Source organism: Paenibacillus sp. FSL H8-0280, from assembly GCF_045040665.1.
GTDB classification, from domain to species: domain Bacteria; phylum Bacillota; class Bacilli; order Paenibacillales; family Paenibacillaceae; genus Paenibacillus; species Paenibacillus xylanexedens_A.
The window spans coordinates 6,747,023-6,773,173 of sequence record NZ_CP150296.1; the positions used below are offsets into that span (position 1 = coordinate 6,747,023).

Annotated in this window: 23 protein-coding genes; 4 read left to right on the plus strand and 19 right to left on the minus strand. The window is 47.7% G+C overall.

Annotated elements, in window-relative coordinates; genetic code table 11:
• Positions 1–65 precede the first annotated feature (65 nt).
• The 11 genes from MHI12_RS29370 to MHI12_RS29420 all read right to left on the minus strand — a co-directional run bounded on the left by MHI12_RS29370 (position 66) and on the right by MHI12_RS29420 (position 13,342).
• Entirely contained in the window at positions 66–905 is an 840-nt protein-coding gene (locus MHI12_RS29370) for an IS3 family transposase (protein ID WP_405173070.1), read from the minus strand.
• Between the two features lie 20 nt (positions 906–925).
• Positions 926–1,246 carry a transposase gene (locus tag MHI12_RS29375; RefSeq protein ID WP_405171052.1) on the minus strand — a complete coding sequence of 107 codons (321 nt, stop codon included), beginning with the start codon at positions 1,244–1,246 and terminating at the stop codon, positions 926–928.
• Positions 1,247–1,424: 178 nt separating this feature from the next.
• The gene (locus tag MHI12_RS29380) at positions 1,425–3,524 is read right to left on the minus strand and encodes a glycosyl hydrolase family 18 protein (RefSeq protein WP_405171053.1); all 2,100 of its coding nucleotides are present in this window, start codon (positions 3,522–3,524) and stop codon (positions 1,425–1,427) included.
• Positions 3,525–5,096 carry a chitinase gene (locus MHI12_RS29385; RefSeq protein ID WP_405171054.1) on the minus strand — a complete coding sequence of 524 codons (1,572 nt, stop codon included), beginning with the start codon at positions 5,094–5,096 and terminating at the stop codon, positions 3,525–3,527. It abuts the gene before it with no gap.
• A gap of 376 nt (positions 5,097–5,472) precedes the next feature.
• Positions 5,473–6,537: a pectinesterase family protein gene (locus tag MHI12_RS29390; RefSeq protein ID WP_405171055.1), complete on the minus strand. Its 1,065-nt coding sequence runs from the start codon at positions 6,535–6,537 to the stop codon at positions 5,473–5,475.
• Positions 6,534–7,646, minus strand: a complete 1,113-nt coding sequence (locus MHI12_RS29395) for a glycoside hydrolase family 105 protein (protein ID WP_405171056.1) — start codon at positions 7,644–7,646, stop codon at positions 6,534–6,536. The genes MHI12_RS29390 and MHI12_RS29395 overlap by 4 nt, the downstream gene beginning before the upstream one ends.
• A gap of 26 nt (positions 7,647–7,672) precedes the next feature.
• Entirely contained in the window at positions 7,673–8,650 is a 978-nt protein-coding gene (locus tag MHI12_RS29400; protein WP_405171057.1) for a LacI family DNA-binding transcriptional regulator, read from the minus strand.
• A 40-nt stretch (positions 8,651–8,690) separates the two neighbouring features.
• Positions 8,691–10,286 carry an extracellular solute-binding protein gene (locus tag MHI12_RS29405; protein ID WP_405171058.1) on the minus strand — a complete coding sequence of 532 codons (1,596 nt, stop codon included), beginning with the start codon at positions 10,284–10,286 and terminating at the stop codon, positions 8,691–8,693.
• Positions 10,287–10,354: 68 nt separating this feature from the next.
• Positions 10,355–11,236, minus strand: coding sequence for a carbohydrate ABC transporter permease (locus tag MHI12_RS29410; protein WP_036612222.1), 882 nt, complete (start codon positions 11,234–11,236; stop codon positions 10,355–10,357).
• A gap of 29 nt (positions 11,237–11,265) precedes the next feature.
• Positions 11,266–12,171 carry a sugar ABC transporter permease gene (locus MHI12_RS29415; protein WP_047841090.1) on the minus strand — a complete coding sequence of 302 codons (906 nt, stop codon included), beginning with the start codon at positions 12,169–12,171 and terminating at the stop codon, positions 11,266–11,268.
• Positions 12,172–12,538: 367 nt separating this feature from the next.
• Positions 12,539–13,342 (minus strand): helix-turn-helix domain-containing protein, encoded by an 804-nt coding sequence (locus tag MHI12_RS29420; RefSeq protein ID WP_405171059.1) that lies wholly within the window; start codon positions 13,340–13,342, stop codon positions 12,539–12,541.
• A 117-nt stretch (positions 13,343–13,459) separates the two neighbouring features.
• Between MHI12_RS29420 and MHI12_RS29425 the strand changes: the two genes are divergently transcribed.
• Positions 13,460–14,683 carry an MFS transporter gene (locus MHI12_RS29425; protein ID WP_405171060.1) on the plus strand — a complete coding sequence of 408 codons (1,224 nt, stop codon included), beginning with the start codon at positions 13,460–13,462 and terminating at the stop codon, positions 14,681–14,683.
• Between the two features lie 78 nt (positions 14,684–14,761).
• Positions 14,762–15,544 carry an ABC transporter ATP-binding protein gene (locus MHI12_RS29430; protein WP_405171061.1) on the plus strand — a complete coding sequence of 261 codons (783 nt, stop codon included), beginning with the start codon at positions 14,762–14,764 and terminating at the stop codon, positions 15,542–15,544.
• 200 nt (positions 15,545–15,744) lie between these two features.
• Here MHI12_RS29430 and MHI12_RS29435 read toward each other — a convergent pair whose 3' ends face one another.
• From MHI12_RS29435 to MHI12_RS29455, 5 genes are all read right to left on the minus strand, one after another.
• Positions 15,745–16,473 carry a class I SAM-dependent DNA methyltransferase gene (locus tag MHI12_RS29435; RefSeq protein ID WP_405171062.1) on the minus strand — a complete coding sequence of 243 codons (729 nt, stop codon included), beginning with the start codon at positions 16,471–16,473 and terminating at the stop codon, positions 15,745–15,747.
• A 146-nt stretch (positions 16,474–16,619) separates the two neighbouring features.
• On the minus strand, positions 16,620–17,915 hold the full coding sequence (locus MHI12_RS29440) for a glycosyltransferase family 2 protein (RefSeq protein ID WP_405171063.1): 1,296 nt from the start codon (positions 17,913–17,915) through the stop codon (positions 16,620–16,622).
• A gap of 160 nt (positions 17,916–18,075) precedes the next feature.
• Positions 18,076–18,951: a diguanylate cyclase domain-containing protein gene (locus tag MHI12_RS29445; RefSeq protein WP_338589329.1), complete on the minus strand. Its 876-nt coding sequence runs from the start codon at positions 18,949–18,951 to the stop codon at positions 18,076–18,078.
• 112 nt (positions 18,952–19,063) lie between these two features.
• Positions 19,064–20,173 (minus strand): glycosyl hydrolase family 8, encoded by a 1,110-nt coding sequence (locus tag MHI12_RS29450; RefSeq protein ID WP_405171064.1) that lies wholly within the window; start codon positions 20,171–20,173, stop codon positions 19,064–19,066.
• 101 nt (positions 20,174–20,274) lie between these two features.
• A complete protein-coding gene (locus tag MHI12_RS29455; protein ID WP_405173071.1) occupies positions 20,275–20,715 on the minus strand; it encodes a MarR family winged helix-turn-helix transcriptional regulator in 441 nt (146 codons plus the stop codon).
• Between the two features lie 212 nt (positions 20,716–20,927).
• On the opposite strand from MHI12_RS29455, the gene MHI12_RS29460 reads away from it, so the two are divergent.
• The gene (locus MHI12_RS29460) at positions 20,928–21,371 is read left to right on the plus strand and encodes a GNAT family N-acetyltransferase (protein WP_405171065.1); all 444 of its coding nucleotides are present in this window, start codon (positions 20,928–20,930) and stop codon (positions 21,369–21,371) included.
• Between the two features lie 158 nt (positions 21,372–21,529).
• Here the strand turns inward: MHI12_RS29460 and rlmN are convergent, their stop codons facing one another.
• The 3 genes from rlmN to greA form a co-directional block, all read right to left on the minus strand.
• Positions 21,530–22,624, minus strand: coding sequence for a 23S rRNA (adenine(2503)-C(2))-methyltransferase RlmN (rlmN, locus tag MHI12_RS29465; RefSeq protein ID WP_340028080.1), 1,095 nt, complete (start codon positions 22,622–22,624; stop codon positions 21,530–21,532).
• Between the two features lie 179 nt (positions 22,625–22,803).
• Positions 22,804–24,159, minus strand: coding sequence for a sodium-dependent transporter (locus MHI12_RS29470; protein ID WP_405171066.1), 1,356 nt, complete (start codon positions 24,157–24,159; stop codon positions 22,804–22,806).
• Between the two features lie 283 nt (positions 24,160–24,442).
• A complete protein-coding gene (gene greA / locus MHI12_RS29475) occupies positions 24,443–24,919 on the minus strand; it encodes a transcription elongation factor GreA (RefSeq protein ID WP_341009558.1) in 477 nt (158 codons plus the stop codon).
• 263 nt (positions 24,920–25,182) lie between these two features.
• On the opposite strand from greA, the gene MHI12_RS29480 reads away from it, so the two are divergent.
• A complete protein-coding gene (locus MHI12_RS29480; RefSeq protein ID WP_405171067.1) occupies positions 25,183–26,055 on the plus strand; it encodes an arylamine N-acetyltransferase in 873 nt (290 codons plus the stop codon).
• Positions 26,056–26,151 lie beyond the last annotated feature (96 nt).

The window sequence follows — 26,151 nt, forward strand, 5'->3', positions numbered from 1 at the left end:
AATATAACGAAAAAACACCGGACCAGTATTGGTCATACCCCTGTCAAGTAGACAGATGAAAAAAGCTATGCTGCCAGCGCGCATCGATATTCAATCGGTGCGCGCTGTTTGAGTTTGGCTTGAAAGCGTCGGTAGTTGTAATTGTACACGTAATCTTCCACGGCTTGTCGAATCTCGGCTTCTGAATTACACTGGATAAGGTACAGCTTCTCTGTTTTGAGATGCGAAAAGAAAGATTCGATGCATGCGTTATCTAGGCAGGTTGCTTTGCGAGAGTGGCTGCCTTTGACGCCGAATGCTTCTAATCGTGAGTTGTACACCTGAGACGTGTATTGGAAGCCCTGATCCGAATGGAGCACGGCTTCCGAAACGTCTCTTTTTTGTGTCCATTGTTCCACCGTATCCAATACGAGCTGAACATCGTTCCGTTTAGATAATTGCCAAGCGACAATTTCGTTGTTGAACAAGTCTTGAATCACAGACAGGTAAACGAATGTGTTTCCATCCGAAATATAAGTTATATCCGTCACCATTTTTTGCTGAGGTGCTGTGGCATGAAATTTGCGATTTAGGCGATTCGGATAAATCACAGATGGCGTATAGCTGGACTTCTTCCGCTTCTTGCGAATTACCGATTGGATCGATAGTTCCCGCATGATTCGCCATACTTTCTTGTGATTAACGTTCAGACCAGACTCCCAGAGCGCCGTTGTCATGCGAGGATAACCAAACTCTCGATTTGCAAAATGAATAGCCATCATGTGCTCTTTGATCTCACGCTCACGGTCTTGTCTTGCGTCTCGCTGTGGCTGTGTTGCTCGCCATTTGTAGTAACTGGAACGGGGTATTCCTGTAATCGATAATAGGCGTGTAATGCCATGCGAGCAACGCAATTCGTCTATGATATCGTAGTTCTCCCGTTGGCTTAGTGCTTCTCCTTTACTAGATTTGGATACCGCTTTTTTAAATAATCTACCTGTGCTTGAAGGTAGTCCCGTTCCTCTTCTACACTGCTAAAGGCAGTACGAGGCCGTCCTTTCAGTGGATTCGGAACATTATTTTTTCGCTCATCAAATGCTTCCCCGTTTTTCCATTTTTTTACCCACACCTTCAGTTGTGAACAGTTTCGATTTCCTTCGCGATCAGCGACCACCTTGTAACTTGAAGAACCTTCGACATAGGATCTAACAGCATTCAATTTAAATTCTTCAGTATACGTCTGAAATGTTTGTCCTTTTTTGGCCATAAAAATATCCCCTCCAAGTGTCACTTGAACCCTCATGATAACATGAAGGTTTTTTCAAGTGTCTACTTAAAGGGGATAATACCAGTATCCGGTGTTTTTTCGTTATATTCTCTTCCCTATAGCCAAGCCTCGCTAAAACTGCACGTTTCAATTCAAAATGTGGTAATCCATTTTTTAACTATTGGACCTGCCACAATGCAGGGACATTGGATGGTTCCCACCCTGACAAGGAAGTGTGGGATTGCAAACATTTATACGTCTTACCGCTATAGGTGACCAGTTGTCCTACAGTATAGGCTGTATTCGCCTGCCAAGCGGAAACGCCCGGATTTGTCGTTCCTGCTGTTGTTTTCACGGTCACCGCATTGCTCGCAGCAGAAACATTCCCCGCCGCATCCTTTGCTTTTACCGTAAATGTATACGAGGTATCCGCTGCAAGCCCGCTGATCGTTGCTGTCGTTCCGGTCACGGATGTCGCCAGTGCCGTGCCGTTGTACACATCATAACCCGTTACACCCACGTTATCCGTGGATGCCGCCCAGCTCAGCGTTATGCTGGATGTTGTTTGCGCCGTTGAAGCCAGATTGGTTGGTGCAGTTGGCGCTTGCGTATCACCTCCCGGCTGAGTCGTAGTGCTCACGGTTACAACATTACTGGCAGCAGACAGATTGCCTGCGGCATCTTTTGCTTTGATCGTGAAAGTATAAGAAGTACCTGCGGTAAGTCCACTGATCGTTGCTGTTGTTCCTGTGACGGATGTTGCAAGATTACTGCCATGATAGACGTTATAACCGGTAACCCCTACATTATCCGTTGAAGCATTCCACGCGAGCGTCACCGAGTTTGCCGTCACACCTGTCGAGCGGGCATTTCCCGGTACGCTTGGCGCCGTCGTATCTGCTGGAGGCACTGTACCTCCGGTAGGCAGATCGGCTTTCAGTTTATTTTGAAGTGTTTTGTTCCGGTCACCGCTAAGCTCCCAGAACATCGCTCCGCCGAGTCCTTTGCTTTTGATATAAGCGGTTTTATATCCAATAGACTCCGCATCGTCATAGCTAATAAAACGCTTGTTGGTCGCATTATAGAGATACGGCACCTTGGCAATGTCATTCCAGTAACGCGTGTACCCGTTTTTGTTAATGTAATTGGTCTCAAGATCATAAAAATCAAAGGAGCCTGCTTCCCATGTTCCAACGGAAGAACCCCCCGTGCAGGTCTGATACTGACCATTACTCGCCTGTGCGCATCCATCCCAGCCGCGGCCATAGAACGGAACACCAAGCACAAGTTTAGCGGCTGGTACGCCTGCATTCAAATGCCCTTGTGCTCCAGCAGCCACATTAAATGTATTGGCATCCGGCACCCCAGCAGCTGAAGCCGCAGGGTCATAGTTCAACGGCGCGTTATGCGCGCTGACTTTTTGCCAGGCCCCGTTAAAATCATATGTCATAATGTTAATCCAGTCGACGATGGCAGCTATATTGGCAAGCTCAGTATTCGCAGCATAGGTCGTCGATGCACCGCTTGCAATCGTAAGCAGATACTTCTTGCCGTCCACAGCTCCGGCAGCATCCAGCTTCTCACGGATTTTGCTCAGAAGCAGCGTGTAATTTTGCTTATCCTCAGGACGTTTGCTGTTACCATCAAGTCCGCCTGATACAGGATACTCCCAGTCCAGATCTACCCCGTCAAAATTGTATTTTCGCAGGAAGTCAACGGCGGAGTTTGCAAATACCTCTCGCGTTGCAGCAGTCGCAGCTACATCAGAGAAGCGGTTGGACCATGTCCACCCTCCCACGGAGATGATTGTCTTCAGATTAGGATTGATCTGTTTCAGTTTGTTAAGCTGATTGATATTGCCTGCAATGGGCTGATCCCACGTATCCCCTGCAAATGTCTTGCCTGTATCAATCCATGGATCGCCAAGCACGATCGTTCCATTTGGTACATTGATTGTCTGGCTCTTCTCATTCTGACACGTCCAGGTCACCGGATTAGGGCCAGAAGGGTCCGGATTTCCATGAATACCGTTCCAGCAAATATCTGCAAACGCATAGTTGATATGCGTGACTTTGGTTGGGTCGATATCCGTTACATTATAGTTTCTCCCATACGCAGCCCAGGACGGGTAGTAACCAACAATTTTATAAGAATCTGCAGCTGCTGCCGTAGCGGGTTGGAGCACATAAGAAGGAATAATGACGGATAAGAGCAGGGATAGACCCAGGAGAAACTTTGCCGTTTTCTTGACAGCAGTGTGTTTATTTAAATGTATCATCTAATACACAACCTCCTTTGTCGTTTGCGTACTCAGCCCGTTCAGGAACGGACGATGTGCGCTCGAAAACTGGTTATTCGTATATGCATCCCAGTTGATTGACCAGGTCATAATCCCTTTTAACCCCGCATAGCCCGCAGGCTGGAGCAAGGTATAGGAACCGCCGTATGACACACCTTTGATTAGGTAATTCAGTGCCTTTTGCAGATCGGCTGACGTTGTATAACCACCTCCGGCAGCCTGTTGGGAAGCCGGCACACCGATTGCAATCTGATCCGGTCGCAAGGGACTAAAGAAAGGGCCTGTGCTGCCGCCTACATGAAAGCCTTGAAGCAGCATCTCCGCCATGGCCACATGGAAATCAGCTGTCCCTTGGGCGTAAGAGCGTCCATCCAGCCCCACCATGGAGCCCGTGTTATAGTGCTGCACATGAAGCAGGGTCAGGTCATTACGCAAGGCATGGATGACTGGCAAGTATGCTCCCCAAGGACCGCCGTAGCTCAGATATCCACCCTGTACATAAGCCGTCTCCGGCGCAGCCGTCAGGATGAAATTGGCGCCGAAGTGTGACTTAACCGCTTTCACGCCTTGGATGAGGTTAACAATTTTCGGTGTAGTTGGACTACGGAAATCGGTATCCCCTGCATTGAGAGACAGGGAGCTTCCTTCCAGATCGATATCTAGACCATTGAAACCATACGTGGAAATGATTGATTTTAACGAATCTTCGAACTGCTGTCTCTTGGTCGCATCGGTGAGCTCAATGGTACCGTTGGCTCCCCCCATGGAAAGAAGTACTTTTTTCCCCTGGCTTTGCAGATAGGCAATATCGGATTTGAATTCGGCTACTGTTGCATTGTATGGAGTAAAAGCAAGCGTTCCGCTGCCGTGTGAGATCGGTTCGGCAAAGGAGACATTAATGACGTCATAAGCTGTTGATACGTTACGAAGTCTGATATTCGTTGAACCATTATCGAAGTTGTGCCAGTAGCCGATCAGCCATTTGCTGCCGGTTGGCCCCGGATTGGAAGATCCATTGGAAGTTGTCACACTGAGGGAGGTGCTCGCAGCGGATATATTGCCTGCGGCATCTTTGGCTTTTACCGTAAAAGCATAAGTCGTGCTGGCTGTCAGTCCCGTGACTACAGCTGTTGTAGTTGAAGTACTTGTCACAAGAACGCCGTTCCGGTACACCTCATACCCCGCTACGCCCACATTATCCGTGGATGCATTCCAGGAAAGAATCACGGAGGTGTTCGTGATGGAGGATGAAGTCAGACTCGCAGGAACAGAAGGTGGTGCCGTATCTGGCATTGGCGTTTCCCCTCCTGAACCTTCCCCGACGTATTTCCACAACGCGGGCACAACAGAGGGCTCCCATCCGGTCAACGCTGTGTGGGCCTGAATACACTCATAATCTTTATTTTGATATGTTACGAGGTCTCCTTTCTTGTATGCAGTGCCTGCCTGCCACTGGGCGGCGGCATCGGCTCTCGGTGCAAACCACGAAATAAGGAGAAGAAATGTCAAAGCAAATGTAATGACCGGGCGGAATCGAACAGCTTGATTCAAGCAAAATCCCTCCTGTACTAAGGATACGTTCACCTTGCAAACAAAGCTTTAATAGTCCACCTGCATCTGATCTGTGATCGATTAGAGCCAACCTCATTCAGCCATCTGATGTTGCGTGTCACTTCACTCCCTTCCCTTACCAAAATGGACCTTCCCTCTCGTGTTCTTTTTTTTGCGGGCACCATCCAAATTTTACAGGGAATTTACAGATCCTCACCCTGTATTTAATCAGTAAAATGCAAAAGAGATAAGGGATAAAATAGTTCTATTGGGGGCGAAAAATGTAATATAGCGCACAAAAAAGGTTTTCTTTCAACTCCTTAGGAGACTTGAAAGAAAACCTGTGTTAGATATTTCGCAGAAAAGAGGGCGTATCTTACTGCCGCTGCTCCCCTCTCCCTTCTAAAGGCTGCCATTCATCCACACCGGACAGAATCAGAGGTACAGTGTACTCGGCCGCTTCCTGTTCGGTCAGTATTTTGGCCCAAGGCACACGATCAGCAGCACCTCCGGCACCAGGCCCGGCGCTGTTGTATTCCGCATACTGAACGGTCTGCTCTGCATCTGTCTTGTTCCAGTTGTGCCATCCCTCCCGCTTCACATGAGCGCCGATCCAGCAGTTCAGAAAACAGACTTTGGCATGATGGCGCCACGGTCTGCCCAGATACACCGACTGCGGCGGAGCATTGCTGGTCAGATCACAGTCCAGAAACACATAGCCGTAACGCACATCCTCCGGCGTAGAGGCTGCGGTAATCCAACCATTCACTTGTCCATCCGCAGCCTCCGCTTCAGTCAGGCGATTCTTCGTAAAGATCTCGCAGCCCTTAAACACCACCGTAGCCGAACCAAAAATAAAATCGATATCACCTTCGATGTAACAGTCCTCGAAATATTGCCGCAGTTTGCGCCGCTCAGCACCATCGCGAGGCCCGCCAAAGTAACTGCGATCCATGGGCTGCTCCGGCAGCGGGCCGGTGAAGATTGTATCCTGGTGACCGATCAAACGACAGCGACGAAAGGCCGCCCGGTCTCCATCTACGTAAACGGCCAGCGCCTGACCAACCTGCTTGCCCGGCCCGGCTGCATTTACGAAGGAAATCCCCTCTGCCGTGAAATCATCGGCACCGATGAAAGCTGTATAGGAATGAAACGTATGATATGGCGACCCGTCCGGGAACTTCTTGAGTGCATGATCATCATACGTAATGATCGTCTGCTCCGCCCCCTCACCAATCAGGTGGATGCCCGGCTTCTCCATATGCAGCTTCTCATGATAGACACCAGCCTTCACTCGAATTGGAACGGTTCCGATGCCATTCTCCGGCAGCGCATCAACTGCAGCCTGGATCGTCACATAATCCCCCGTCCCGTCTGAAGCAACAGTCAGACAGGGAGCCGATGATTCCAATGCTGTATTTGGCAGTCTCTGCTGCGTCATGACAATCGCTCCATTTCCAGCGCTGCCAGCAGAAGCGGAGCCACCCCCATAAAGGAATCGCTTACAACCGCTTCGCTTACATAGTAGCTGTACGAGCCATCCCGATCCAGGCTTAGTCCTGCGCCATGACAGATCCCGTTTAACCGAACGCCGTCAGCCGTCTCCTCCACCAATCTGGAGGACAGTCCCTGCCATCCTTTCTCCGCCGCAGCTCTGAAATGCGGCTCCAGATACCTTAGCCGCACACCCTTCGCAAGTGCATATACAAACATGCTTGACCCGGATGCTTCCAGATAGTTGCCTTTGCGGAAGCCCTGATCCAGCACCTGGAACCATAACCCGCTCTCCTGCTCCTGCACGCGTACCAAAGCATGACACATCCGTTCGAAGATGCCGATGATGGTTCCGCGCTTTGGATGATTCACGGGGAAATGCTCCACACTGTCCACAATTGCCATAGCATACCAGCCCATCGCCCGGCTCCAGAAGTGTGGCGAGCATCCTGTCGATGAATCTGCCCAGACCTGTTCCTTCGATTCATCCCAACCATGATAGAGCAGCCCGGTCCGAGGATCACGGGTCTGGCGTTCGATCAGCAGAATCTGATGTGCAACTTCATCCCATAACTCGGGACGATGAAATGTCTTTGCATACTCGGACAAAAAGGGAGCGGACATATACAGGCCGTCCAGCCACATCTGGAATGGATAGATTTTTTTGTGCCAGAAACCGCCCTCCGACGTGCGGGGTTGCCCTGCAAGTTGTGCTGCCAAGAGATGCGCCGCTTCTGCGTAACGCTGATCTTCAGCACCATCCAGTAATGTAAACAGGTTTTTCCCCTGATTAATCTGATCCAGATTATATTCTTCCAAAGTATAGGTGCCAATAGAGCCGTCGGGCTGGATATACAGGTCCATATGTTTTTTCATAAAATCAACATACTCTTGTTTGCCATAATACTGCCCGGTTCGTGCCATCGCCATCAAGGTCATGCCTTCCACGTATGCCCATCGTCCCGAAGGGAACGCATGATAACCGTCCCCGTCACATTGCTGGATGATTGTTGCTGCAATTCGCTCAGACCAGGATAACTGTGTCTGTACCTGCATAAGCAATTCCTCCTTGAATGTTGTACTCACCTAATACATGTATGACTAACTGCTGTTGAATTGCGAAGGTTCAGCTTGGGCTGAATGACTACCGGCACGTCGACCTGTTCATCACGGATTAACGATACAATCAGCTCTGCTGCCTGCACGGCCAGTTCATCCAGAGAAGGGCCAATTGTAGTCAAGGCCACTTCCGCATATTGCATATCCGGCAGATCATCATACCCGATTAACGAGATATCGCGCGGAACGCTGTACCCTGCCTCAAGCAAAGCCCGGAGCGCACCTCGGGTGACCAGGTTGTTCAGTCCAATAAACGCTGTCGGCGAATCCGCCCCAAACGCATGATTACGTATGGCAAAATACCCGTCTTCCCAGGAGGAGTACGCTGGCAGCACATGGTCTTCGTTAAAATCCAGACCCGTACGCTGCAACGCTTCCCGGTATCCCTCCAGTTTAATATTCTGGGAGTTGCCGATGAATCCGATTCGGCTGTGGCCCAGCGATTTCAGATGCTCCACTGCTTTGAACAGCCCTTCTTTGCGGTCAATCTTGATGTAAGGAGAGTTCGGCGCTTCATCTGTACCCAGCACAAAACATGGCATGTTGAGTGTTGCGAACTTTTTCCAGAACATCTCGCGATTGTCCAGTGCGTAGTCCCACAGAATACAGCCGTCCACGCGCAGCTGGCTGAAGACATCCACGCCATCATCCGCCACAACCAGGATCATCTGATATCCCCGCTTCTTCAGCTCGGTGTGCAGACGGCCGGAGATGTTCGAGAATAACGGATTGCTCAGCTCATCCAGCACAAAACCGATGATGTTGCTTCTGCCCGTGGAAAGCTGCCGGGCCAACATATTTTTCCGATATTGATGTTTCTCCGCGACCGCAAGCACCTTCTGCTTTGTTGCCGGTTTGATTCGGGGATCATCATTCAGCGCCTTCGATACCGTGCTATAGCTCACCCCCGCCAGTTTGGCAATGTCTTTAATGGTTATCAAAATCAATCAACACCTCTCATACGCCTAAAACCCTAATTTCCTATTTCTGTGCAGATTTATAACGATCATATTGTGCCTGTCTGCCCGCAATAACCTGCTCTATATTCATCTTCTTCAACGTCTCAATATAACTGTCAAACTGGTCCAGACTGGCGTCCCCGCTAATAAACTTGAAGTTCATCTCTTCCACATATGTGGTGATGTCAGGCATCGCCATGCTTTCCACACTCGCTTCATCCGGCAGGGCATAGACAAACGGGAACGGTTCGCGCACATACGGCTCCAGTTCCTTATCCATTTTTGCATGCCAAGGTGCTACGACGGAATCGGCAGAATCAGTGGATTGAATGTTCGGCAGATTCACCGGACCAATGCCAAGCTTCTGGATGTATTCATTGTCCTTGCCTTTGTCCGTAAATGTCTTCACACCATTCTCTTCCGTATAGGTGTCATCCTTGATGCCCCATGTATAGTACGTCTGTGCTTCCTCACTTACGGCATAGTCCAGGAAACGGAAAGCAAGTTCCGGATTTTTACTATCACGTGTAATGCCAAAGATGCCACTAACTGGTGTACGTCCTACGTAGAACTGATCCCCATGCGGTCCCTTCAGTGGTAAAATGCCTTTGATGATTGGCTCTTCCGGACTGTAATCCTTGAACAACGGACTGTAGACCATCGACATATACCAGCTAAAATTAAACGTTGCTCCCGTCACATCCTGAGAGATGCGCGACGTGACCTGATCACTCGTGGTACTCGCATAATCCACCCCAAGCAGACCTTCCTTGTACAGTCCGTTCAGATAGGTCAAGTACTCCTTGTAGGCGGGCTCATAATAGCTAAAATGTACTTTGCCCTGATCGTCTGCATAGAACTGGTTGGACAGATCAAGTCCAAACGCCGGGCCAAAGGCCATTGACACAAATTTGGCTTCCATGGACAGCGGAATCTCATCGGCTTTTCCGTTGCCGTTCGGGTCGTCTGTCTTGAATTTGCGCAGCATCGCCGTGAATTCATCCAGCGTGGTTGGCTCGCTTAATCCCAGCTTATCAAGCCAGCGCACATTAACCATAAATACGGGCATGTAGTTGCGGGTTAACGTCTGCTGCGGGATATAATACATTTTACCATCTGGCGTTGTTAAACTGGCTTTGACCGAAGGCGACTTTTCATATATTTTTTTGAGATTCACGCCGTACTTCTCTACCAGTTCATTAATCGGAATGAATAGACCGCTGTTAATGTACTTCATCAGTTGATCCTGATCCGGCAGGTACACGATATCGGGCAAGCCGGTACCGGCAGCCAGCCTCGGATTTACGGCATCCGCATAGTTCTGCGGCGGAATCAGATCCCAATCCACCGTCACACCAGCGTTACTCTCAATTTTCTTAACGATGGCTGCGGTGGACAAATCCACATTGGTCGTCCAGGCGTTGGTGCCGAGAATAGACAGCTTGGCATCCGGCTGATCGGTCACTGGCCCTGCTCCGGTATAATTGAAGGCTGGCTCCGAACTGGACGGGGTGCTCCCCGCATCCGTTCCCGCCCCTGTTCCGCCGCTACATCCCGCCAGGCTGATTGCCAGTATCGCTGCGATTACACTTTTTCTTCCTGCCCCTTTAAATCTCATCCATCATTCCTCCTTGGTATGAACCATTTTGAACTCCCTTGAATGACATGACACTTAAGTAAGTAAAGCTATCCTTTCACGGCTCCGAGGGTAATCCCCTTAACGAAGTACCGTTGGATAAACGGGTAGATTGTAACAATAGGCAGAATGCTGACCACAATGGATACATAACGAACCTGAAGGGAGGAGACCGCCAGCGCACCAGATGTCATCGTACCACCCATCTTCTGCATCACTTCCGGCGAAGCCATGATCAGCACTCTTCGCAGGAACATCTGTAAGGGCTGCATATCCTGTTTTCCCAGATATAATAGGGCCGTGAAAAAGTTGTTCCAGTGGAATACCGCATAGTACAGCGTGAGCACAGCCAGTGTTGGCTTGATGATCGGAACCGCCAGACGATACAGCATCGTCATCTCGTTGGCCCCGTCTATACTGGCACTTTCGAAAATTTCATTCGGAATGCCTTCGAAAGCTGAGCGGCAGATCATGACGTTAAACGTAATCACCAGCACAGGCAGCACCATAACCCAGCGAGTGTTGTACAGCCCAAGGGAGGTAATCAGCATGTAGACCGGAATGAGTCCACCCGAGAAATACATGGTGAAGGCGATGAAGAAATTCAGCTTGCGACGTAAGAAAAACTGCTGTCTGGATAATGGAAACGCGGCAAGACATGTTGCCACGATGTTCAACAGTGTGCCTACCACCGTGTACCAGAGGGTGTTGTAGAACGAAACCCACAACTCCTTGTATTGCAGTACCATTTGGTAACCTGACAGGGTAAATCCAACGGGCCACAATACAACTTTTTGTTTGTCGATGGCATCCACCGAGCTGAATGAAATACTAATGACGTACAGAAAGGGATACAACGTGACAACAACCGCCAGTATGGTCAGCAGGTAGACACATCCGTAGAACAAACGGTCACTTCTCGATTTTTGCATACAGGTCTCCTTTGGTCCGGGGTATAGTCTTACCAGAGTGACATCTTGGTCAGGCGGCGTGTCATGGAATTGGCAGCAAAAACAAGGATAAAGGTGATAATGGAGTTGAACAGGCCGACCGCTGTGGCGAAGCCGTAATTCTGGCCCTCAATCCCCATCCGGTATACATAGGTGGACAAGACATCAGCCGTTTCGTAGGTGGCTCCGTTGTAGAGCAGATATACTTTCTCGAAACCTACACTCATAATGCCGCCAAGCGACAGAAGCAGAAGAATGACAATGGTTGGTTTGATACTGGGAAGGGTCAGGTGCCATAGCTCCTGGAATTTGTTGACGCCATCAATTTTGCCGGAATCATACATCTCGGGGTCGATCCCCATAATGGCTGCAATGTAGATGATGGAGCTGAAGCCAAAGCTCTGCCAGATGTCGGAACTTGTGAAGATGGTACGAAACCAGCTCGCATCCATCATGAAGTTCACTTTTTCCATGCCAAGACTCGCGATGAGGGTGTTCACGATACCGTCTGTTGGTGACAGGAAGTTAATAATCATGCCGGCTACAACAACAGTGGAGATGAAGTGAGGAAGGTACGTAACGGTCTGGGCAAATCGCTTGAATGTCCGGTTCTTGATCTCCACGATGCAGACAGCGAATAAAATCGGAATGGAGAAACCAAACAGGAGTGGCAGGAAGGCGAGCAGAAATGTGTTACGCAGCAGTCGCCAGAAGTAAATGGAATTCACAAACTGTTCGAACCAGCGCAGTCCCACCCACTCCCCGCTGAGCATGCCCTGCCCCGGCAAGAAATTACGAAATGCCAACAGCACGCCAGGCATCGGAAGGTACATGAAGATGAGGTAATACAGAAAGATAGGCGAAAACATCAGTAACAAATACTTATCCCGTCTGATCAGGCTGAATAGCGTGGACATGCGTTTTTTCAACGTGAAACACTCCCCTTCGCTACATAATTACAACGTTTGAATTTTTCAATAAAAAGAAACTGTCATTTCACTGACGCATTTGTTATTCATCTCATTCACATTTTGTAACAACCCATATTACTCTGCGTAATAACGAGATAATTACTTGAAACAGTCCTCCTCACACCGTATTTCTTTCTTTTCAATACTTGCCATAACCATAATTACAACGTTGTAATTTTAACTTAAATGTATACGCTTACATAAACTTTTTCCCATCTTAGCAAAGTCTCCATCGTTTGGCAACAACAAAAATCAGTGTCATGTTGTAACGTACTAAATACAGTCTCGCATGCGCGAGACTGCCCATTGAAATCTACACATGATTCCGATATTCCATCGGTGTCATAACATACACTCGCTGAAAGGCTCTGTAAAACTGACTGACGCTGGAAAATCCCAGTTCATAACTGATTGTGGTCACTGAATCCGTCGTATGGCGGAGCCTCTTGGACGCTTCTTCTACGCGCAAATTCAGCAAATATTGATACGGTGTTGTTCCCGTAAGAGCCTTGAAAGAACGCATAAAATGATACCGGCTCTGATGCGCGACCATCGCCATCGAATCAATATCTATTGGGCCTGTATAGGCACTGTGAATGTAATCCAGCACTCGTTGGAGATGAGGGTCAATAAATGTACCAAGATTTACAGACCTTTTTTCATTTTCCTGTCCCGTCAACATACGTCTTAGATACGTCTCAACCGCCAGTTCTGTTTCCTGCACTTGCAGCATTTCGGGCACATCATCTAACAAAATGGAATTCCAGCCTCGAAACAGACTGCTGATCTCAGCTGGATCAAATGTCCGGGTAGGTCGAAACTCAGCTCGTCCCCCACTTAACTCCGTACCTTCGAAACTGCCTAATGGCGGTTTACGGAACTTGATCACAATGACAGCCGAATCCGACCCTATCTCAAAATAATGCTCAGTCTGGGGATGAGCAATAATCCCTATGCCTGCTTTTAGCGGGTATGCATGCCGTTCCTGTACCAGATGACATTGACCTCTGACCGGCAGCGTTAGCTGATACCAGTCGTCATGTACATGCGGCTCATTCGCAAACCCTCCGGTAGCTTTCCATAATTCTAACCCATTTAGCGTCATGTTTAATTCCATCGTTTGCTCACCTGCTGACATTATAGCAAATCGTGCTCACTTTCCAAGCACTTTTCACAAAGACATGATCTGCTCCCATCTTTTATCATAGAAAAAAATAATTCGAGGTGATCTCCCATGGCTCAGGCCACTTTAAGCAAAATACAAATCAACTCCTCCGCCAATTGGGCACTTGCCGGAGTCAGCTTCGCCCACCTGCTGAATGATTCGATGCAGACAGTGGTTCCGTCTGCTTTCCCGCTATTCCAGCAGACCATGCAGCTCAGTTTCGCCCAGATGGGCTGGATTGCCTTCACCCTGAATATTACCGCATCCGTCCTTCAGCCACTGGTCGGTTATATGTCAGACCGCAAGCCAATGCCGATCCTGCTTCCCGGAGGTATGTTATTCTCCCTGATCGGTGTTCTCGGCTTAGCCTTGTCTTCCGAGTTATGGATGCTGCTTGTTTCGGCAGCATTGATTGGCATAGGCTCATCCATCCTGCACCCCGAATCCTCACGCGTGGCTCATATGGCAGCCGGCCGTGGACGAGGAATGGCGCAGTCAATCTTCCAGGTGGGAGGCAACACAGGACAGGCTATTGCTCCATTACTGGTCGCCTTCATCCTGCTGCCACATGGGCAGCGTAGTTTTCTATGGCTGATGGGCTTTGCCCTAATCGGCATCTTCATTCAGTCTTTGGTCAGTCGTTGGTACAGAGATAAGCTTGCCGAGACTCGCATTCCTCAGCAACGCCCTCTAAAATCAAGTGGCGCAGAGCCAGCAGCTCGGCCTGTAAGCCGGGGATTCATCGCTTTTACAATGGGAATTCTCATCCTGCTGCTGTTCTCCAAATTCGTATATATTGCAGGCATGACCGGGTACTACGCCTTCTATTACGCCGATGCATATGACTTGCCTCTCTCCCAGGCACAGATCTGTCTATTTGTTCTGCAATTTGCAGGCATGGTCGGAACCTTGCTCGGTGGCCCACTCGCTGACCGCTATGGACGCAAACCGATGATCTGGTTCTCCATTGCAGGCACTGCACCGTTTTCCCTGTTGCTACCTTATGCAGGGCCCGTCTTGTCCATGGTGTTGTGTGGAATGATTGGACTCATCCTGATGTCCGGTTTCAGCGTCATCATTGTTTATGCGCAGGAACTGCTTCCTCGTCATATTGGTACGGTATCCGGGTTATTTTTTGGCCTGTCGTTCGGCATGGCTGGACTTGGCTCGGTTGTGCTGGGGTCCTTAATTGACGTGACCAGCATTGCGTTTGTTATCAAGTTATGTTCGTTTTTGCCACTGCTTGGTGTGTGTGCTGTATTTCTGCGCAGGGATCAACCAAGAACAGCGTGATAACCGTTGAAACCTCACTGATTTTGTGACTACAATACACCTAGGACAATCGAGGATAACAGAAGGAGGGAATAACGCATGATTATTGATGTACAGCATGTCACTTGGAAAAGGGGACCTCTTACCCTGCTGAACGATGTAAGCTGGCAGGTTAATGACGGTGAACACTGGGCGTTGCTTGGCCTGAATGGCTCCGGCAAAACAACACTCCTGAACATGATCACTGGATATCTCTGGCCGACCGAAGGCAAGATATCCGTGCTAGGCCATGAATATGGTGATGTGGATCTGAGGCAGCTCCGCAAATCCATCGGCTGGGTCAGTTCGTCTCTGCAAGAGAAATTGTACGGTACGGATCGCACACAGTATGTCGTGATCAGTGGCAAACACGCCACCATTGGCCTGTATGACAAGCTGTCAGATGACGATCTGGATCAGGCACAGGAATTGATGCAAACGCTGGGCTGTCAGCACCTGTGGGATCGCGAATATCGTACCTGTTCTCAAGGCGAGAAACAGAAACTTCTTATTGCCCGAGCGCTCATGGCCAATCCACGTGTACTTATTCTGGACGAGCCTTGCAATGGACTGGATCTGTTCTCAAGAGAGCGACTGCTGGAGAGCATCCGTGAATTATCACAGCGTCCAGATACCCCTTCGCTCATCTATGTCACCCATCATACCGAGGAAATATTGCCTGTCTTTAGTCACAGCCTCCTGCTTCGCCGGGGTGAAATAGTCAACAGTGGATTAACTAGCGAGCTGATGAACACAGAAGTGCTTAGCGACTTCTTCGAGGCACCTGTGGAAGTTGATCGGCATGGAGAACGTGTCTATGTCAGAGCTGCGGCGGATTCATAATTGCGGGGTTATACACAGCAAAAGTAGCATAGGTGTAGAAACATAACAGTAAAAGGCCCAATATCTTATCCACATGTGGATAGATTTCGGGCCTTTTACTCCTATATCTAGTGTTATCCACCGTTTCCTGTGTAGAACTTTCTAATTTATGAGTATAACTTAGTTATGTCCTTCTATTTATCTATATTCTTCTCCACGATCTATTTCCGGGCTGCCAGGAACAGAAACAATGGAATACGCTGCCTGCGCAGATAGGTTTTCTCGTTTACAAAATAAGCACGTTGTGGTGCTGACTCACGTAAATGTTCTACACGGAACCCTGCCCGCTGCAATGCCATAAAGTAGGATTCAATGGAACGATGCATCTTTTTCACAGAACCGCCCAGCCACTGCTGCTCACGGAATCCTTCCACAAAATACTGATCAACCACCCAATCCGTTCGCGTCCCGGAAGGTTGCAGTGTGGACGTGATCACAGGATGTTCTACCGAAAATATGAATGTGCCATTTTCATTTAATGTGTTATATATATTGTGGAATAGGCTCTCCACATCCTCGATGTAGTGAACAGCCAGTCGGGATATAACCAGATCGTATGTACCTGCCGGATAGGTCCAGTCTTCCATGAATGCCTGTTCAATCTGTGCATTCGTGCCTTTAACCGATTCGTTAGCTGCCTGAATCATATTCACGGAGCCTTCAACTCCCGTGTAAGTTGTACCCTCTTGACCAGAACGGAGCAATTCTACGCCAAACCTCGCATCCCCGCAGCCAAGATCCAGTATGCTCTTGCCCGCAACGTCTCCGATCAGCTCTAGCATAACGGGTTTCTCTAACGTATCATTGGCATTCTCCTGCCACTGGCGGCGTTCCATATACTTCTCAAAGTTTTCCTCATTATCGTAAAACTCAGGTCCCCTGTAGCCCATTCCACACGCCTCCGTTTCCTTTATGCAACGTTCAATATGTACAGCCTGAAAGAGTATACATAATGCCAACCAATCTTTCCATAGTAAAAAAGACTGCCTTCTGAACGAATCCAGAAAACAGCCCTTCATTTATAAGTTGATGTTTCTCAGCCAAAACGCTGCGTTTTGTACCATTTGGTTTCTCTCCGGAATAGCTTATCTCCAATAAGCGAGATAAATGCTTTGACGGATATGACCAGAAATAACTGGGCATATGTGAAATAGGAGAGGCAGGCCACAATAAAATTCTGCGTATTGCTTTGCCCAATATCTGCTGAGAGTGCGAGATTAATTTGTAGTACATAAATGTAGTACATTAATGCCCATGCTATTACGAGATACACGTAAACATCCCCTGAGAACTGGAAGGGAGAAATGACATTCGGATTAAATAATGCAATAACCTGATACACTAGATTCGAGACAAAAATAATATCCGATACAATAATAGCGATCATAAACCAGAAATAACTTGCAGCATAGTACAGAACATGCAGTTTAATTCTCCAGCTAGTACGGTCAAATAAATGCTTCACATTGTCGATAACAACCTGGTAATTTCCCTTGGACCAGCGCTGGCGCTGTTTCATATATACCGATAATTGCTCAGGTTCCTGCTGGTAAGCCTCTGCTTGTGGCGCTAATGCAATAAGCTGTCCCCGAGTAAGAATATCAAACGACACGGCCGTATCTTCCGTGATCGCATCAGGGTCCCATCCACCAATCTCACAGATCAGTGCTGCCTTGATAATATAGTTCGTACCAGGAATCGTGCCCAGTTTGAATAACTCCCATAGCCCCGTGTGGTGAACACGTTGGACCGTTACAAGTTCCAGATTAATGCAACGGGAGAGAAAATTCTGACCCCGATTACGAGCTTTGTTTCGACCAAATACAGCACCATACTTCTCCGGGTTTTCCAATGCTTTTTGTGTCAGAAACATCAATGCATTTCGCTCAGGCGCCGCATCTGCGTCATAGATACATATCCATTCTCCCCACGCCAGTTCAAGGCCATCATTCAAAGCTCCCGACTTCCCACCTGTACCGGTACGCTCCAGAATGGTAAAGTCACGATCTGCATAACTCGTCTTGGCCTTGAGTTCCTTCAGGCGCTCTGCTGTATTATCTGTACAATTATCTGCAATAACAATAACTTGAACTTTATGCTCAGGGTAGTTCAGACGCAATATATGCTCAACGGTAGACACGATAACTACCCCTTCATTATGCGCAGGCACCATGACAGTCACAGTGGGGTAATCATCCATACTTTCAGGAATTTGAATTCCCTTTTTTTCTTGTTTGTTAATGAAACGAATAGCTCCAGCCATAATGACAATCGACTCGGTGACGGATATCCAAATACTGAGGATGGACATCAACAGCAGGAAATCAGCCATTCAATTTCCTCCGATCATATTTCCTGTTAATTTTCCCTCGAAAACGAAGAGTCGCAAAGGTTAATATAAGAATCGTAATGGCAAAGAAACTGCTAACTACAATACATAATGGAACAAACCATGTTAAATAATTCACAGAAATACTCCTCCCCCATAGCATCTAGATGTATTCACCAATGAGATCTGTCTCTGTGTTCCGTTCCAGTGCCGCAATAACAGCATCGATATCCTCATACTTACTGAATTGTTCTTTCTGGAATACCAGTGCACCCGATCGAATAACCGTCTGCAACTCATTTCCCTTTTTATCGATGATTTGCAGATCCATCATGGCTTTTTTGATCCGTTGTGTCAGGATGGGCAAGTACTCCACATTGGTCATTGGACAGATAATCACAAAACGTCCTCGATCCACAAAAAATTTATAATCCTCAAACCGAATCTGCTTCTGTATGGTAGTGGATAGTTCAAGAAGGAACTGTGCATAACGTACGGAACCGAGTGATTCCAGTACCAACGGCAAAAACTCGATCTTGAACATCGCCATGCTGAATCCATATTGCTCCGAATAACGTCTAGCTAGATTACTTTGCTTAACAAGCGTATCCGCAAGTGCATCCTTATTGCCCAGGGAGGTATCCAGATCAATTTCCGGATTACGCTCCTGAAGCTCCTGCAGACGCTCCATGACACGCGCATTGCGCACAAGACTTGCCTTGATAAAAGCAGCCACAGCCACATTGGCTGGAATGAGCAACCACCAAGAGAACGTAAGTACACTTACATCCGCGTAGGTAACAAGCCATACAAAATAAGAGACCAGATAGATAAATCCGGCGACGACAGATACCCCGACAGGTATCACAAAACCCAGGATCAGCGCTGCAAGCGACACAATGCTAAACACCACATCCAGTGTAGTATAACTCTGATTCATATAAATCTTAAGATAGACAACGAGCTGCTGGATTACGGCTAATCCAATCAAACTCGCATATCCCCATGCAATACGAAGGATGGGTGCTTTATTCCTCATAGGTTTCTTCTCTCCAGTAGATTGGTTAGTGATATTTCGAGTAAACAATATATGACATGAATAGACAAACATTATGTTAACACATAGTTGAATATATTAAACGACATTTTTATTACTTTTTAAGTAACTTTTGTAATTCAGTCTCCCCAAGCAAAGGAAACAGGTTATCAAACATATGTGTGTTTCCACTAAATACATATCCGCCTGGATAACTGGCATCCAGACTACGCATGCTGATCATATGCTTATACAGCTGTTTCGCCCATTTTGGATCACCTGATTGAACCGCAAGCAGTATCGCGAGTCCATATACGGATGGAGATTGGTAAGATACCGCAGGTGTGCGAGTACTACGCTTATATTGTCCCGGCAGCTGATGACGTGTATTGAATTCTTTTTTCAAAAAAGCAATGAGCTTGTCCGGTTTGCGGCTGGTCGCAGTTAGATGGTTCGCTACGATCAGCTGATCAATCAGATTCACTGTGTCATCATATGTATACTCTTTCGTCCCCACATTGAATGTTTTCGGATAAAATATCCCGTCATCCGGCATACTCTTCAACATGGATTCGTACTTGGCATATGTGCCCGGCTCCAGCATTTCATGCTTCTCCATTAATTGGAGAGACGGTAGATCCACATAAACCAGGCTTAACATATCCGCGGAGTAACCATTGCCAAAATCGTGAAAATCAACATAATATCCTTTATTCTGAACCGACTGCGTCAGTGTACGGGAAATATCCGAGGCCGTTGCCAGTTTGGCTTCTCTTCCCTGTTGCCATTGATCTGCTGCCTTTAATAAGGCACCGACAATTCGGAAATCATCACCGAGCGCGTTGGTGGTCACGTGAGATTTCCCCTCAGCATCCAGCTTCCAGGCAATATATTTTTGTGGCATGAGGAAATAGGTCGTCAGCAGCTCATAGCTTTGCTCAAATAACGCCTGATCGTTCTTGGCTACAGCATATTGCATCCAAAGACCAAGTGATTCAGATAAAACCTCTCTGCCTGCTACGATATCCGCTTTTTCGGATGTGGCATCCTGCAAATAGGACGCAAGTAAACCATTGGGATTGGTCATATAATCTTGGACAAAGGATACTGTAGGGGATAATTCATTCATCACGAACCGCTCCTTCATGAAAATAATGAACGCTGCTGCAATACTGACCACCAATATGACCAACCACGTTACTGTTTTCCGGTTCATTCTCTTCATGATTCCCTCCTGTACTTTTGCTATTGTGAGGTAATGACTCTGCTCCTTGAGATCGGTTCGGCTAGGGTCTGGGCTGTAGGGGTCAAGGATAGAGGTATTGTTCATTCTGAGATATCCATGTAGGGTCGCCGTCCACCCTTTTTGACAAATTTCCAGTCTACCTCGATGTTGTGGCGCATTCGGCGGAGAAGCTTAACCGTTGTCTCTATCTCTTCATCCGTAAAGCCGTCCAGCGTCACCTGGTCGGAATGCTCGCCCTCTTTACGAATGAATTCCCATGCTTTCAGACCAGCTTCTGTCGGATATAACAACTTGTTCTTCTTATTGTCTATTGCCGACTGTTTGACAATAAATCCATCGGATTCGAGTCTGCTAATCGCTCTGGCCGCTGTCGTTCGATCTACTTTGATCAGTTCAGCCAGCTGGTTGGGAATAATGCCCGGATTCTCACATATGCGATAAAGATACAGATATTGGCCTCGGGACAAGTTCAGATGTTGAAATTCGACATTGCTGATCGAATCCAGACAGCGGGCAATCATGCCAATTTCACGCAACACTTCTTTTTTATCAGTCAATGCGCTCACGCCCTTTTATAAAATTGTTGCATTCACAACATAAATAGTGATATAACTACAGTTAAATTGGATTAAATTTTAACCATGATACTCACATGGAACGGCTGCAATGATTATGCTATATACCAGTTTATCATGCCCGGATATGATTACTATCGTCCAAAGGAGAAACATTCATGAATACAACGATTGTTGAAGTTACTAATCAGGAATTGCTCGATGCCTGCTTCGCCATTCGTACTGCTATTTTCGTCGAAGAACAAGGCGTGCCCGCAGCGGATGAATTCGATGCTTATGATACATTAGACGCGGAGGCACGCCACATTCTGCTCTACGTAGACGGTGTACCTGCTGCTTCCTCCAGACTGCGCATTGTGGAACAGGTCGCCAAATTGGAACGGATCTGTGTCATGCTTGATTACCGCAAACACGGTCTGGGCCGTGTGCTGATCGACAAGCTGGAGCAGATGGCTGTTGCTGATGGTCTTGAGAAAGCCAAGCTGCACGCCCAGGTACAAGCTTCCGGGTTCTACGAACGTCTCGGATATGCACCCGCTTCGGAAGTATTTATGGAAGACGGCATTCCCCATCTGCTGATGACCAAAAAACTGAAATCATGACATTCCAAAAAACGCCTCCGTTATCACTTCTCAGTGATTACAGAGGCGTTTTGCATTAAGGCAACGCATTCGCGAACTCAACAACGGTAGATGGCACTTACAGGCACCGATAAGAGAAACCAAGTATCCTAACTTACCTGCCAGCTCCGCGTTGTATCTTATCCCAGTGCCAGACGGTCTGGCTCGGATTCGGCAGCGTTGTTCTTCATTTGTTTACTGCGCAACTGTCCGCAAGCAGCATCGATATCCGTACCATGTTCCATACGTACAGTGGAGTTGATGTTGTTCTTTTTGAGCGTATCATAGAAGCCCAGAATCGATTCTTCTGTACTCCGTTGATACTGACTGTGCTCATCCACCGGGTTGTATGGGATCAGATTCACACTGACCATACTTCTGCGACTGGACAATAGTTCAGCCAACTCCGCGGCATGCTCACGTTGATCGTTAACATCACGTAGCAGGATGTACTCAAACATGATGCGTTTGTTGGTTTTAGCCAGATAATAATCCACCGCATCCATCAACTGCTCAATCGGGAAAGCCCGGTTGATCTTCATGATGTGTGTACGTAGTTCATTATTAGGTGCATGCAGAGAGATCGCCAGGTTAACCTGCAGACTACTGTCTGCAAATTCCTTGATCTTGTCCGGAAGGCCGCTCGTGGAAACAGTAATCCGTTTGGCGGCAAGTGCCAGTCCTTTGCGATCCTTAATGACTTCGATAAAATCACTCATGTGCTGGAAGTTGTCGAATGGTTCGCCAATCCCCATCACAACCACGTTGGTTACCCGCTCGTCTTGACCGGCTGCATCCAGATGCCGCTGCACATGCATAATCTGTTCTACAATCTCTCCGGCGGTCAGGTCACGGCTCTTCTTGATCAGACCGCTCGCACAGAAGCTACAGCCAATATTACAGCCCACTTGTGTGGTCACACAGACGGTAAGTCCGTATTTTTGCCGCATCAATACCGTTTCAATCAGGTTGCCGTCCTGCATTCGAAGCAGAAACTTCACGGTACCATCTGCCGATTCCTGCTTCACATGTTCGCTCAGCGAGTTCATTGTGAAATGCTCGGAGAGAACGTCCAGACATTCCTGACGGACATCGGACATCGCGGGGAAATCGTGTACACGCTCCTGATATAACCATTCCCAGATCCGGGATGCACGGGATTTTTTCTGCCCATGCTCCGGTAGCCAGGAACGTAATTGCTCTAATGTTAATCCATATATGGATGATTTGTTCATTGTATAATCCTCTTTTCGCAAAAAAGCATATGGCTTATCGGTCCTACCCAAAAAACCTCTACTCCGTATTGTCCCAAAATTGTCGAGGGAAAACAAGGGCTTTTGCATTTCTTCCAAGAGGTTTTATCCATGGTAAATCTGCACAACAGACCATATTTCACCCTATCGGGTCTTCATCATTAGAAGTGAATGATACCGGATGTGTGCAGTAGAACCAGCAGAACCAGGATCGGAGCTACGTAACGCAGCATGAACAGCCACACCCGGAACCATCCGGAACGCAGGCCGGAAGCTTCCGCAGCCGTTTTCCAGAAGTATCCGGCAAAAATCGTCACAAGCAGTCCACCTACAGGCAGCAGGATGTTGGATGCTACAAAGTCCATCCAGTCGAACACACTCTTCGATCCAATCGTCCATTCAGGCTGCAAGCCGAGCGACAATACCGAAGGAAGTCCCACGATAAAGACCGCTAGCGAGATAACCCATACCGCACGACTGCGGCTCCAGGACAAACGTTCCATGAAATATTTCACCGGAACTTCCAGCAAGGATACTGCTGACGTCAATGCCGCAATAGCCAGCAGGATGAAGAACAGTCCGCCAAACAAGAAGCCAAGTGGCATCGCCGAGAAGGCCGCCGGAAGAGCCACAAAGATCAGTGACGGTCCTTGGTCCGGTGCAATACCAAACGAGAATGTTGTTGGGAAGATGATCAGACCCGCAATGAATGCATAGATCAGGTCACCTGCACCAACGGCGACGGTTGCCGCACCGAGGGATTGATTTTTATCCACATACGAACCGTAGGTTACAAGAATACCCATCCCTAGTGACAGGGAGAAGAAGGCATGTCCAAGCGCCACCAGTGCGGATTCCGTTGTAAGCTGCGAGAAGTCCGGATTCAGGAAGAAGGAAACCCCAGCTCCTGCACCCGGCAATGTAACTGCACGAATCATCAGGATAATGAGCAGTACCAACATCGCTGGAATCAGTACCTTGTTGAACTTCTCGATTCCGTTAGATACCCCTTTGGCAACAATCCAGCCTGTGATCAGAACTGAAACCAGTTGCCATACAATCGGCATATAGCCACTTATGAAGGAATTGAACTGTCCGGCATAATCCGGATTGTTGAACAATGTTCCACTGAATGACGTAATTGCATATTGCAAGGTCCAGCCTGCAATAATGACATAAAAGGACAGGATGATAAACGGCGTCAATACTTGCAGCAATCCGGCTGCGAGCCACCCCTTATGTCCACCTGCTTTGATAAAAGCCGTAGCTGCACTACCTCTGCCACTGCGCCCAATCGCGAGTTCAGCCAGGAGCACTGGCAAACCGATGAGCAGCAAACAGACGATGAAGAGCAGGAAAAACGCAGCCCCTCCGTTTTCACCCGTAATGTACGGGAATTTCCACATGTTGCCCAGACCGACCGAACTACCAATGGCCGCCAGGATAAATCCAGCTTGGGAGAACCGTTCTCCTTTGCCAGCGTTGTCTTGATCTAGATTAGGCTTACTAAAATTCATCGTATCTACTCCATCACTTTAAAGTTTTCCCGTAATTATATACTACTCACCTTGTCAGGTCATTCGAAATTCGAAATTTGTCGAAATGTTATTTTTTTACATATAAAACACACGGAAATCTTCATCTCATAAGTTCCTTAAACACAGTATGTGATAAAGTCCGTTAGTCCAACCGTATGAAATTTCAACAAATCCGTATTCCCAACCGTTCAAAGCCCAATAGAATCAAAAAGAGGTGTCCCCTCAGCCACTTGGATGACTGCGGAGCACCTCTCTTTTTAAATTACACTTTAATTTGAAGTAACTCGTACTTGATAACGCCCATCGGAGCATTGACATGAATGACGCTGCCCACTTCTTTGCCCATTATCTCCTTGCCCAGCGGGCTCTCGTACGAAATTTTATTATCCGCAACATCAGCCTCAGCAGGACCAACCACTTTATATTCAATCTTCTCAGCGAATTCGATATCATTGAGCAATACAGTGGAACCTACACCCACTTTGGTAGCATCCATGTTCTCGGATGTGATGACTTTGGCGTTTTTCAGCATCTTCTCCACGATCAGAATCCGGGTCTCCATAAAAGCCTGATCATCTTTGGCTGAATGATACTCACTATTTTCCTTCAGGTCACCGTAACTGATCGCGAGTTTCAGACGCTCAGCCAGTTCCTTACGCTTCACTGTCTTCAATTCCCTCAGTTCGTCCTCCAGCTTTTCCAAGCCTTCCTGTGTCAAAATCACTTCTTCATTAGCCATTTTTCCATCTCCTAATCCTGCTATCTATCTATATTCTAACCTATATCCACTCCAAAGGGTTAGCATACCCCGGAAAAAGAAATAGCTCATCCATATATTGTATTTCAATACCTTCGTAACAATGATTATCTCTTGGATTGATTTTTAGAGCCCCCTATTAATTGTACCGTTACAATCTGCTCAACTGATGATGTTGTTTTCATCCGTTCACTTTTACAATGAACTCAGGGCTGCAGCCCACTATATAACGTGAGGTGATCTGAATGATTGAACTATTGAATACAGCTGAAATACAGGCCTATCTGAAACGGATCGGCATAGATGATATAAAGGAACCTACACTGGAATTCTTATTTGAACTCCAGCGAGCACATGTGCAATATTTATCCTGGCAAACGGTCGATATTTATGCAGGTCGTCCTGTGGAAATCGGTCTTCAAGATTCAATTCAGCTTATATTACAGGGACGCAGCGGCTACTGCTTTCATCTAAATGGTGCATTTAGTGTTCTTCTCCGCTCGCTAGGTTATACGGTTGATTGGCATCGCGGCGGAGTACAGCCTCATGGGGAACAACCCCGTGTGAACTCATTCCATCTCGGTCTATCTGTGCTTCTGGCGGATGCTGACCCGACAGTTGAGCGCTGGATTGTAGATGTAGGTCTCGGCGGAATGCCCTTTGAACCTCTACCACTTCATTATGGAATCTATGGTTCAGCTCCGTTCACGTACCAATTGATGCCATCATCTGTTGCTGCTGGGGGATGGCGGCTTGAGTACGAGCCGAATGGGCCAAGTGAAGGAGTCGACTATGCTCCCGAGGTAGTCCACGATCTGGCGGAGTTCATTCCCAAACATGAATTCTACAGCCAGGCGGCCGAATCACCTTGGCATAACGTATTTTTGCTTCGTCAGCGGGATGAGAACCGCAGTCATGAACTACGTGGATGTATGCTTCGAACACATGATATCGAAGGAATCCGGAAAACGGAGATCCAGAATTATACCGAGTGGCGTAACGTGTTAACTGAACTATTCCATGAACCCTTGGTGAATTACAGCGAACTGGAATGCCAAGATATGTGGGATCGAGTGCAGGCTGCACATACGGAATGGAAACAAGCCCAAGAAGCATGAAGATAAAGATGCATAACCTGAGGCCTTAACATGAAAAGCGAGACAATCGGCTTGCTTGTTAGGGGTATCTGTATAGTGATGATTTGGGAGGATGAG